Origin of the sequence: Clostridium weizhouense (assembly GCF_019431045.1) — a bacterium.
In the GTDB taxonomy this organism is placed as follows: domain Bacteria; phylum Bacillota; class Clostridia; order Clostridiales; family Clostridiaceae; genus Clostridium; species Clostridium weizhouense.
This window is the reverse complement of record NZ_JAHXPT010000015.1, coordinates 24,692-35,955: the sequence shown is the minus strand read 5'-3', so window position 1 is coordinate 35,955 and position 11,264 is coordinate 24,692. Positions and strand designations below refer to the sequence as shown.

The 11,264-nt window shown below is 25.6% G+C and carries 9 protein-coding genes, 1 tRNA gene and 1 other RNA gene; 4 read left to right on the top strand and 7 right to left on the bottom strand.

What is annotated here, in order from left to right:
* Positions 1 to 47 precede the first annotated feature (47 nt).
* The 3 genes from KYD98_RS15630 (at position 48) to KYD98_RS15620 (ending at position 3,464) form a co-directional block, all read left to right on the top strand.
* Positions 48 to 2,054: a methyl-accepting chemotaxis protein gene (locus KYD98_RS15630; protein ID WP_219780983.1), complete on the top strand. Its 2,007-nt coding sequence runs from the start codon at positions 48 to 50 to the stop codon at positions 2,052 to 2,054.
* Between the two features lie 117 nt (positions 2,055 to 2,171).
* Positions 2,172 to 2,954 (top strand): thymidylate synthase, encoded by a 783-nt coding sequence (locus tag KYD98_RS15625; protein WP_219780982.1) that lies wholly within the window; start codon positions 2,172 to 2,174, stop codon positions 2,952 to 2,954.
* An 18-nt stretch (positions 2,955 to 2,972) separates the two neighbouring features.
* Entirely contained in the window at positions 2,973 to 3,464 is a 492-nt protein-coding gene (locus tag KYD98_RS15620) for a dihydrofolate reductase (protein ID WP_219780981.1), read from the top strand.
* Positions 3,465 to 3,606: 142 nt separating this feature from the next.
* On the opposite strand, the gene ffs is transcribed toward KYD98_RS15620, so the two are convergent.
* Both ffs and KYD98_RS15610 read right to left on the bottom strand, forming a co-directional pair.
* An RNA gene (gene ffs, locus KYD98_RS15615) (signal recognition particle sRNA large type) lies at positions 3,607 to 3,872 on the bottom strand.
* Positions 3,873 to 4,588: 716 nt separating this feature from the next.
* Positions 4,589 to 4,678, bottom strand: a tRNA-Ser gene (locus KYD98_RS15610).
* Positions 4,679 to 5,267: 589 nt separating this feature from the next.
* Here KYD98_RS15610 and KYD98_RS15605 point away from each other — a divergent pair.
* Positions 5,268 to 6,566 carry a glycoside hydrolase family 18 protein gene (locus KYD98_RS15605; protein ID WP_219780980.1) on the top strand — a complete coding sequence of 433 codons (1,299 nt, stop codon included), beginning with the start codon at positions 5,268 to 5,270 and terminating at the stop codon, positions 6,564 to 6,566.
* 165 nt (positions 6,567 to 6,731) lie between these two features.
* Here KYD98_RS15605 and KYD98_RS15600 read toward each other — a convergent pair whose 3' ends face one another.
* From KYD98_RS15600 to KYD98_RS15580, 5 genes are all read right to left on the bottom strand, one after another.
* Positions 6,732 to 7,265 carry a phosphatase PAP2 family protein gene (locus KYD98_RS15600; protein ID WP_219780979.1) on the bottom strand — a complete coding sequence of 178 codons (534 nt, stop codon included), beginning with the start codon at positions 7,263 to 7,265 and terminating at the stop codon, positions 6,732 to 6,734.
* 34 nt (positions 7,266 to 7,299) lie between these two features.
* Positions 7,300 to 7,749: a nucleoside deaminase gene (locus tag KYD98_RS15595; RefSeq protein ID WP_219780978.1), complete on the bottom strand. Its 450-nt coding sequence runs from the start codon at positions 7,747 to 7,749 to the stop codon at positions 7,300 to 7,302.
* A gap of 146 nt (positions 7,750 to 7,895) precedes the next feature.
* Entirely contained in the window at positions 7,896 to 9,152 is a 1,257-nt protein-coding gene (locus KYD98_RS15590) for an HlyC/CorC family transporter (protein ID WP_219780977.1), read from the bottom strand.
* Positions 9,153 to 9,509: 357 nt separating this feature from the next.
* The gene (locus tag KYD98_RS15585; RefSeq protein ID WP_219780976.1) at positions 9,510 to 9,968 is read right to left on the bottom strand and encodes a DUF6106 family protein; all 459 of its coding nucleotides are present in this window, start codon (positions 9,966 to 9,968) and stop codon (positions 9,510 to 9,512) included.
* A gap of 601 nt (positions 9,969 to 10,569) precedes the next feature.
* Complete coding sequence (locus KYD98_RS15580; RefSeq protein WP_219780975.1) at positions 10,570 to 11,262, bottom strand: ABC transporter ATP-binding protein; 693 nt, start codon at positions 11,260 to 11,262, stop codon at positions 10,570 to 10,572.
* Positions 11,263 to 11,264 lie beyond the last annotated feature (2 nt).

Below are 11,264 nucleotides of genomic sequence, written 5' to 3'. Positions count from 1 at the left end.
TAATCTTAAAGATTAATTTTAGGATGACATTTAAGGAGAAAAACAACATGAAAAAATTTTTTAAAAAAACTATCTCTATTAGTGTAGGTACAAAAATAATGCTTTGTATAACTTCTTTAGTTGTACTTATTGCATTTTTTCTATCTTATATTTCTTTTTTTCAATCAAGAAATACATTAGATAAATTAACTAGAGATTACTTAACTGCTAGAACTAAAGACAGTGCTAGTTTTATTACAAGAGAGTTAGAAAACAAAATCACAGAAATTCATAATATATCTGAACTTCCAGAGATACAATCAATGAATTGGGAGCTACAACACGATGTGCTTTTACATGAAATTGAAAAATGGAATTTTGATAACCTCTTTATAATGGATATGGACGGAATAGCTTATCTTGCAGATACAAATAAAACTACTGATTTATCAAAAGAAGATTTCTTTATAAAAGCTAGTAAAGGTGAACCTTTTATAACAGAACCTTTTATAAAACAAAATGAAAAAGAATCAATCATAACATTAACTTATCCTATTAAAGATAATAATGGAAAAATGATTGGTACAATATGTGGAACATTAGATTTAAAAAATGTAAATAAAATAGTTCAAGATGTAAAAGTAGGTAAAACTGGTTATGCATTTTTATTAAATAAATCTGGTCAGTATGTTGCTCATAAAAACATGGATCTTGTATTTAATGAAACTAATATTGTTAGTTCTTCTAAAAAAGATTCTAGCTTAAAAGAATTAGTTAAAAAAATGGGGGAAGGTATTTCTAATATAGAAATATATTCTCTTGATGGAAAAGATACATTCGTAGCATATACACCAGTTTCTGGAACACCTTGGTCACTAGGTCTTACTGTAACCAAAGAAGAGATAATGTATGATTCTGTAAAGACAGGTATTAATCAAATAATAATATCTTTATTTACTATTATTGTAGGAATTTTTGTATCTTTGTTTATTAAAAATAATATTTCTAAAGAATTATTTAATATAAAAAAATATGCCTCTGAACTATCCTCTTGTAATCTTACTTATATAGGTAAATCAATTAAAAATGATGATTTTGGACATGTAATCAACTCATTAAATGAAAGTGTTTATTCTTTAAATAATGCTATGACTTTAGTAAAAGATGAAAGCAATAAAATTTTCTCTAGTAGTAACGAAATGGATAATATGCTTATTTCTATTTCTGAAGAAATTGAGAAAGTGGTTGAATCAATAGCTGAAATCTCTGCAAACATGCAAGAATCTGCTTCTGCATTACAAGAAACAAGTGCAATGTGTCAAACTGTAAATGATAATACAAAATCTTGTGTAATAAAAGCTACTGAAGGATTAAATTTAGCAAATAAAATAGAGCTAGATGCAAGTGATATTCATGAAGAAACACTAAAATCAAAAAAACATATTAAAAAAATTTATATTAACGCTAGTCATGATTTAAGGACATCCTTAAATAAAGTAAAAGTTGTTGAAAATATATCAGATATGGCAAATAGTATACTTGATATTTCAAAACAAACAAATTTATTATCATTAAATGCAGCTATTGAAGCTGCAAGAGCTGGAGAAGATGGAAAGGGATTTACTATTGTAGCTAACGAAATAACTAAACTTGCTCAACAATCTACTGAATCAGTTAATAATATTCAATTAGTAATAACCGAAGTTTTAAAAGCTGTTAAAGAATTATCATCATCCTCTAGTTATTTATTAGATGTTTTAGAAAAAGACATAATTAAAAATTATGATAATGTAATAAATATAACACTTAATTATAAAAATGCTGGAATAACATTTAAAGACATTACTTCTAATTTTACAAATAATTCAAATGATATTTCTGAATCAGTAGAACAAATATCTAGTGCTATTGAGGATTTAACATCATCAATTTCTAGTGTAACTGATTATTCTAACTTAATAACTGAAAACATAATGAATATAAGTAATAAAAATAATTTAATACTTAATAAATCTCACAAAAATAAAAAAGCCTCTAAGACTTTATCTTATTTAGTTGATAAATTCAAAATATAATCTTTGGTAGATAATTACTTTTAATAGCTATAATTATGTAAGCTTATAATATATATTTATCTATGATAAAATACTTAAGAATACATTTAATATTAAAATAGGAGGATTAAAATTTTTATGAGTTTATATGATGATAAATATTTAGCCATAGCTAGTGATATTCTTGAAAATGGATATTATGATAACAATAGAACTGGGGTAGCAACTTATAAATTACCTCATCAAATAATGCAATTTAATTTAGAAAAAGAATTTCCTATATTAACAACAAAATTTGTCGCTTTTAAAACTTCTATAAAAGAAATCTTATGGATAATGCAAAAACAAAGTAATAATATTAAAGATTTAGATGGACACATTTGGGATGAATGGGCTGATGAAGATGGTTCTATAGGTAAAGCTTATGGATATCAAGTTAAAAAATATCACCAAATTGATAATCTTATAAAATCATTAAAAGAAAACCCACAAGATAGAAGAATGATGGTTAATATATGGAACTGGGAAGACTTACCTGAAATGAATCTAGCTCCTTGTTGTTTCTTAAGCATGTGGGATGTTACAGATGGCAGACTTAATTGCATGTTAATTCAGCGTTCTGGCGATTTACCACTTGGAGTCCCGTTTAATACTACTCAGTATGCAGTATTAACACATTTAATAGCACAAGTTACTGGATTAAAACCTGGTTTATTTACTCATGTAATAAATAATGCACATATTTATGAAAATCAAATTGAAGGAATGAAACTTCAATTATCAAGAAAAAATGAAGCTTATGATGCACCAAAACTTTGGATAAACCCTGAAATAAAAGATTTTTATGATTTTACTCCTGATGATATTAAATTAGAAGATTATAACTATCATCCATCAATAAAAATGCCTGTATCAGTTTAAAAAAGGAGAGATATAGATATGATATCTTTAATTGTAGCAATAGCTAAAAATAATATTATTGGAAATGATAATAAATTAATATGGCATATTTCAAATGATTTAAAAAGATTTAAAGAAATTACTACTGGTAAAACAATGATTATGGGGAGGAAAACTTTTGAATCTCTTCCTGGTATTTTACCGAATAGAAAACATGTAATTTTAACTAGAGATAAAAATTTCAATGTTAACTCTGATTCAGTAATAATTTTTAATGATTTTAATGATTTAATAGAAAAGTATTCTAACTGTGAAGAAGAAGTATTTGTAATTGGTGGTGGAGAAATATATAAACAAATGCTACCATATGCAGATAAATTATATTTAACTAAAATAAATAAAGATTTTTCTGGAGATACTTACTTCCCTGAATTTAATGAAAATGAATTTAAAGTAGAATATAAATCTGACCTTTTAGTTGATGAAAAAAGTAACTTAGAATATACTTTTATAAATTTAAAAAGGATATAGATAAGAAAATGAGGAAATTTTATTAATAAAATTTCCTCATTTTCTTATCCTATTGTTTTTGTCCTATATTGTTAATCCTATTGAAGAATAACCCTTTTAATAATCAAAAAAAAATCCTTCATTGTGAAGGTTTATAAATAAACCGTGCACCTCACGTTGATAAAAACCCCCTATACGTTACCTCTGCAGTTAGCTCAGACCAGATTGATCCACGGCACATGCAGTGTGCACTTATCGCTGCTTCCTTCCGGATCTGACGAGGTTCATGCGCTTACATTGCGTGGGACCCAGTCATCAACACCACTTACAAAGGTCAGACTATAAAGAATTAATACCTAAGCGAGGAATTCAATCCTGCTATAGCGGATTGCAGGTTACAGGGCACCGCTGACTCCCCATCTAGCACGGCAATGGTGGTATGAAGAGGATTCGAACCTCAATAAATATTTTTCTTTATAAACAAAGAAAAACTTACGTCTCCATTAGACGTCAAACCATATTAAATCATTACACATTTTAGATACTTTTAAATAATAACATATAAGCTTTTTAAATTCAAGGTTATTCTAATAATAAGATTTTATAAAATAAAATTTTATTTGGATTATCACGTTTTTATTTACATATATACTATTATTTATACAACTAAAATATTATATGTCATCTAATTTATCTATTTAATTAATTTTTTTGTTTAGTTTATATAAAAAATTATAGATATATTACAATTTACTCATGTATAAAAATATATTGAAAATTTTTTTATAACTATTAAACCTTAGTAAACAACTTTATTCGATTTTATATATTAATAATTTTATCAACAGTTTTAAGAATTTTTTCAACAAATTTGTTGATAACTTTTATTATATTTTTAAATTATGTGGATAATTTTTTAATTTTAATCACAAACTAATTTAGTTATTGTAAATTTTCTTCTTTAATTAAATCTATACTTTTATAAATCATATTTTAAATTTTAACTTTAAGTTATTCTCCAAAATATTTATATTTATTTAAAATATTTCAAATTTTTATAATATATTTAAAAAACAAAAAAACACGTTTGTAATCATTTTAATTACAAACATGTTAAAGATTTTTTATAAAATCAATTAATATTTTGGCGGAGAAAAGGGGATTCGAACCCCTGATAGAGTTGCCCCTATACACGCTTTCCAGGCGTGCTCCTTCGACCTCTCGGACATTTCTCCCTATTTTCATACTATTTGTACACGTCTACTATGTTAACTGTAACGTATTAGATTATAGCAATTTAGCCAGTTAGCGTCAATATATTTATATGAAAATTTATATAGCGAGTTTTAAATATACAATACTATTTTTAACTACTAAATGTTAATACTTTAGTTATTAATCTAAAACTAATACATCTCCCTTTAATATCTCTATCAGTTAAATTTTTTCTTAATTTATTATAACAATTTAGATAAAAAACCTTCAATTTATACTTTTATACCACCATCCACTTTATTAATGAAAGTTACACTTTACATATTATGATTCCTCAATCCATTAATATAAGAAATACTATTTTTCTAAATTAAAATAATTTATCGTTAACATTTCGTGAAAACCCCTACTATAAAAATACAGATTAAGCAAGAGTTATACATTTAACATAACAGATATATAAATTTTCTTTACATATATTTCCTTATTTAACTGTATATGTTATCATTAAATAAAGATAGTAAAACGACATAAAGCTACAGAGTCTATTCATAAATTAGTACATATTTTTACTTAAGTAAAAATATAAAATATTAAGGGGTGGTAAACATGAAAAAAACTTTAAGTATTTTACTTTCTCTACTACTTATAGCAGGTTGCATTACTTCAAATACTGTAATAGCTAATGCTTCTAGTAATTCTACTAAAAGAGTAGTTACTTATTTTCCAAGCTGGGGAGTATATCAAGCAGGACAACAGCATATTACTGTTGATAAAATTCCATGGGACAAGATTACACATGTTAACCATGCATTTTTTGAAATAACTAGCGATTTTAAAATTCAAACTACTGACAGTTATGCTGACTTTGAAAATACTAATTTCCCTCATGCAGCAAAAGCCGATTGGAATAAGTATCCAAACACAGGTTATCCAGAAGGTACAGTATTTGGTCACTTTGGTGAATACAAATATTATAAATCAAAATATCCAAATGTAAAAATTTTAATATCTGTTGGAGGATGGACAAGAAGTAACATGTTCCATGAAGCAGCCTCTACAGAACAAAATAGAAAGACATTAGCTAATAGTATGGTAGATGTTATGAAACAATATCCATTTATAGATGGAATAGATGTAGATTGGGAATATCCAACAGAAACTAGAGCTTCTGAAGATCAATATGATAGAGGTTGCGTTGGTGGACCAGAGGATAAGCATAATTTTACTCTATTATTAAAAACTATTAGAGAAACATTTGATGAAAATAATATGCAAGATAAACTTTTAACAGTAGCTGTATCAGCTGGTGCTTCAAAAATAAAAAATACTGAACCAGATAAATATTCCCAATATGTAGATTATATTGGAGTAATGACTTATGATTTTGCTGGTGGCTGGGACAAGGTTACAGGACATCTTGCTGGTTTATATCTTAACCCTAATGATACTACAAGACCAAATTTTGATATGGATGATGCAATGAAACTATTTAGGGATACTTATAATGTTCCAAGTAACAAACTTTTAGCAGGTTCTCCTTTATATTCAAGAGGATGGGCAAATGTTCAACCTGGACCTAATGGAGATGGCTTATTTCAACCTGGAGATTCAAATTTTAAAGGAAATTTAGGAGATGGTGGTCAATATTCTTGGTATGATATAAAGAATATTGAAAATGCTCAAGGTTGGGTAAAATATAGAGATCCTATAGCCAAAACTCCTTATTTATACAATGCTAACACTAAACAATTTTTAACATATGAAGATAAAACATCATTAAAAGAAAGAATTAATTATATAAATGATAATAATTATGGTGGTTTAATAGTTTGGGACTCTAGTGGAGATGATGTTAAAAACGGATGGCCAATGCATACTCAAATGTATAATGGTTTAATAAAATAAGGACAATTGATTTATAAAAAATTTTAGTCTTATATAGAGTAATTTTTACTCTATATAAGACCTATTTTTTTGCTATGTTTTAAGTGAACATCAATTCATATGTCCATCAGTTTTATGCTAAAATATCAACACTGTTTTAAAACATATCTAAATATATAATATGTTTTAACAATTTTCTAATTTACTATTAATTATTTTATAAATAATAGAACTAAAAATTATGCCTAATATACATCCAACTAACACATCTGAAGGATAATGTACATATAAATACATTCTTGAAAAACCTATTAATGCCGCTAATATAAATGCTAAAATTCCAAATTTATTATTTGCTTTACTAATTATTGCTGCTGCTGCAAAAGAAGACATCGTATGTCCAGATGGAAATGAAAATCCTGTTGGTGCTTTTATAAGTAATTCTATTCCTTCAGTAATATTAAAAGGTCTTTCTCTACCAACCAAAGGTTTTATAGTAACATCTCCTATCAATCCACATATAATTAATGTTGGTATCATTATTAACCCATACTTCCTATATTTTTTTGTAATTATAAATATAATAGCTATTGCAATCCATATAAACCCACCATTTCCTAATGATGTTATAAAAGGAATTACTCTATCCATTATAGGACTACGTAAATTCTCCTGTATAAAATTTAATATTCTATCATCAAATACTTGAATAAATTGCATATAAACCGCCCTTCTCTATTTGTTTAATATTTTCTTAAAATTTATTAACATTCCTTTTTTTATCAAAAAATTTAGTTAATAATTCAGAACACTCTTCATCATAAAGCCAATTAACACTTACAAAATAGTTTAATGAAATGCTATCTATAAGATTTACTACTGATCCACATGCTCCCATATCTTTATTAAAAGTTCCTATATGTAATTTAGAAATTCTACTTTGAGCAATTGCACTAGCGCACATAGGACAAGGTTCTAACGTAACGTACATTTCACACCCTGTTAATCGCCAATCTCCTATATAGTCAGAAGCTTGTTTAATTGCTAAAATTTCTGCATGTGCTGTTATATCTTTCAACTTCTCCTTTAGGTTATGAGCTTTAGCTATAATAATTCCGTCCTTTACAATAATAGCCCCTACCGGTACTTCACCATTAGACATTGCAAATTTTGCTTCTTGTTTGGCAATTTCTAAAAATTCCATTATATTACTCCTTTCATATCTAATAAATGAAAAATACTTCATCTACTTAGACATAATCAAAAAATAACAAATATCCATTGAAATTAAAACAGGCTATCCAAAGCAAAAATTATTTTCTACTTTTGAACAGCCTTTATATATCAAAACTAAGATATTTCTTCTGTATATATTCTAACTTTTTTTATTCTATTTTTATCTATATCCTCAACAACAAATTTCATATTGTTAACTTTTATCTCTTCATTTTCTTCTGGCATTCTTCCAAGTTCGCCAATAACTAAACCTCCAACAGAATCAAATTCTTCTGATTCCATATCTATACCTATTAAATCACCAATATCATGAAGTCTTACACTACCATCTACTACATATTCATTATCTTTAATTACTTCGATATCCCTTTTTTCATCATCATATTCATCTTCAATCTCGCCAACAATTTCCTCTACCAAGTCCTCTATTGTAACTATACCAACAGTTCCACCATATTCATCTAATACAACCGCAATATGATTTCTTGTCTTTTTCATTTCTTTAAATAATTCTATAATTTTTTTAAACTCAAATGTGTAAAAAGGTTCTCTTATATATTTAGTAATATTAAAATCTTTTTTTGGATTTTCAATCATTACAAGATCCTTAACATTTAAAATTCCAATTACGTCATCTATTGTTTGATTATATACCGGTATTCTTGAAAATTGTTCTTCTTTTATAACTTGCAATACATCATAATACGTTGCTTCTGAATCAACTGCAACAACATCTACTCTTTGAACCATAACATCTTTTACTTGAAGATCCGCAAAATCAAAAACATTGAAAATCATTTCTTTTTCAACATCTTCTAATACACCTTCTTCTTCACTTACACCAACCATGGTTTTTAATTCTTCTTCAGTGATAAACGGTTCACTTGCTTTAGGGTCTCCCCCTAAAATCTTTATAAAAATTGAAGAAATTGCACTAAACATATATACAAAAGGCTTAAATATAATTACAACAAGTTTTATTGGTCTACTAACCTTTAATGCAACATGTTCTGAATTTTGCTTTGCTATAGACTTTGGCGTTATCTCACCAAAAATTAATACCAATACAGTCATAACTCCTGTAGCAATTCCTACACCACCTGCACCAAATATATTTGTTGCAAGCATAGTAGCAAGACCTGATGCTGCGATATTCACTATATTATTACCAATTAATATTGCTCCTAATAATTTATTAGGATCCTCAGTAAGCTTTTCAACTAATTTAGCTCCTGGTACCCCTTCCTCAACCATATGTCTTACTCTAATTTTGTTTAAAGACATTAATGCTGTTTCAGACATCGAAAAAAATGCTGAAAGCATAAGTAGTACTATTAATGTTACTATCTCCCACGTATAACTAGGGTCCAAAAAAAATCACTCTCCCAATGACTTATTAATATTTATCCTCTCTTTATGTTAATTAACATTTAGATTTATGTAGTTAATTAAAATTAAATTGGAAGATAAAAATTAATTAATATTTTACTTAACATTATAGCATATTCTTAATAAAAGAAATATATTAGCTTAATCTAAAAAAACATCAGTAATATAAATTAGAATATTTATAATTACTCTAAATTCATATTATTGACGTTTTTATAATTTTTCTAAATTTTAATATCCATATTTTATAATATTTATGTATTAAAACCATAAAATAGCTGTATACAAACTATTATTAATTTATTTATATACAGCTATTGTATATAAATATATATTTTATTATTTTAAATATATATTTACCAATTTTGATAATTCATCATTTAATGCTAATTGAACTATCTTGCCATTATTTAATTCAAAATTATACTTTTGTAAATTTTCTATACTCGTATTATAAAATTTCTTTATTCTTTTATTATTTACTTCTCCATCTCTTACTATATAAGCTTTTCTTAAACAATGCTTGTCTATTTTTATAGCAACCTTCCTTCTACTCATATTAAAAATTCTAGTTACACTTAATGTTCCATCAAAAAATTCATATTCATACTCAACATAATTAAACATACTTATTAAAAATAATACTATTCCTAAGATTATCAATGCTACCGTTATAATTAGAGAACTAAATATCATAAATAATGCTAGTATAAAAATTACTATAGAAACCTTTTTAGTAATCTCACTAGCTTTATATGACTTATTTGAGGGGATAAATTGTTCTGCAAATATATCCATATAAAACCCTTCCTTTCCAAATCCCTTTTTATATTTATGTTATATTACTTCATTTAATAAAATATTCTAAATCTCACTACAAATTATTATCAATATTTTCATCTTATTAAATTGTATAGGATTAATATTTAACGATTACAATTTTTAAATTAAAAATTATAAAAAATTCTATTTAATATTAAATTCTTTATTACTAAATTTGTATAACATAAACTTTTTTTATAATTCTATTTTAATAGATTTATCTGGAAATTTCATTATAAATTTGAATATTTATATAATCAAATTTATCTTATCATTTGAAACTATTTTATATTTTCTATATATTTTCCTTTATGATATGTTAAAAGGTATATTAGATAAAAATGATAAAATTCTTAATAAAGATAAACTATCACAGGCTCTCTCTAATAAAAATATTAAATATATTTTCATTGCATCTATTGTTGATAAATATTAAACTTTAATTGTAATTCATAAATAAATTACAATTATAATAAATGATAAAATATTCTTTTTATATATAATTTTAAAATAGCATATATAAAAAATTTATTTGTAAAATAGAAAAGAAGCTATCTAATTAGATAGCTCCATATTATCAGTTTTTCACTATACCATCAATAACATTAATCGTCTTATCGCAATATGATGCTATATTTGAATCATGAGTTACTATTATTATTGTTTTACCTTGTTTGTTAATTTCTTTTAATAAATTCATTATTTCTTGTCCCGTCTTTTGATCTAGAGCACCCGTTGGTTCATCTGCAAGTATAATATCTGGATTAGCAATAAGTGCTCTCGCAATTGCTACTCTTTGTTGTTGTCCCCCTGATAAATATGAAGGTTTTTTATCTATTAAATTGGATATAAGTACATTTTTAAGAGCTTTTTCTATTAATTTCATTCTTTGTTCTTTATTTAATTTATCTTTTTTTATAGAAAAATTATTCTTATAAAGTAATGGTAATTCTAAATTTTCACCAACTGTATATTCAGGTATAAGTGCAAAATTTTGAAATATAAATCCTATTTCTCTATTTCTTATTTTTGACAGTTCTTTTTTAGAAAAATCATTTATATTTTTTCCTTTTAAAATATACGTCCCACTACTATGTTTATCTAGACATCCAAGTATATTAAGTAAAGTAGATTTTCCAGCTCCAGATGGTCCCATAATAGCTATCATATCTCCACCATATATTTTAAGATTTACATTTTTTAAAGCATACGTACTACTTTCACCATAAGTATATTCTTTGCTTAAATCTTTAAGTTCTATTAAACTCATGT

Bases quoted from the DNA above. Each gene is read 5' to 3' on its own strand.
- KYD98_RS15630 (WP_219780983.1), top strand. From the start codon at position 48: ATGAAAAAATTTTTTAAAAAAACTATCTCTATTAGTGTAGGTACAAAA.
- KYD98_RS15625 (WP_219780982.1), top strand. From the start codon at position 2,172: ATGAGTTTATATGATGATAAATATTTAGCCATAGCTAGTGATATTCTT.
- KYD98_RS15620 (WP_219780981.1), top strand. From the start codon at position 2,973: ATGATATCTTTAATTGTAGCAATAGCTAAAAATAATATTATTGGAAAT.
- KYD98_RS15605 (WP_219780980.1), top strand. From the start codon at position 5,268: ATGAAAAAAACTTTAAGTATTTTACTTTCTCTACTACTTATAGCAGGT.
- KYD98_RS15600 (WP_219780979.1), bottom strand. From the start codon at position 7,265: ATGCAATTTATTCAAGTATTTGATGATAGAATATTAAATTTTATACAG.
- KYD98_RS15595 (WP_219780978.1), bottom strand. From the start codon at position 7,749: ATGGAATTTTTAGAAATTGCCAAACAAGAAGCAAAATTTGCAATGTCT.
- KYD98_RS15585 (WP_219780976.1), bottom strand. From the start codon at position 9,968: ATGGATATATTTGCAGAACAATTTATCCCCTCAAATAAGTCATATAAA.
- KYD98_RS15580 (WP_219780975.1), bottom strand. From the start codon at position 11,262: ATGAGTTTAATAGAACTTAAAGATTTAAGCAAAGAATATACTTATGGT.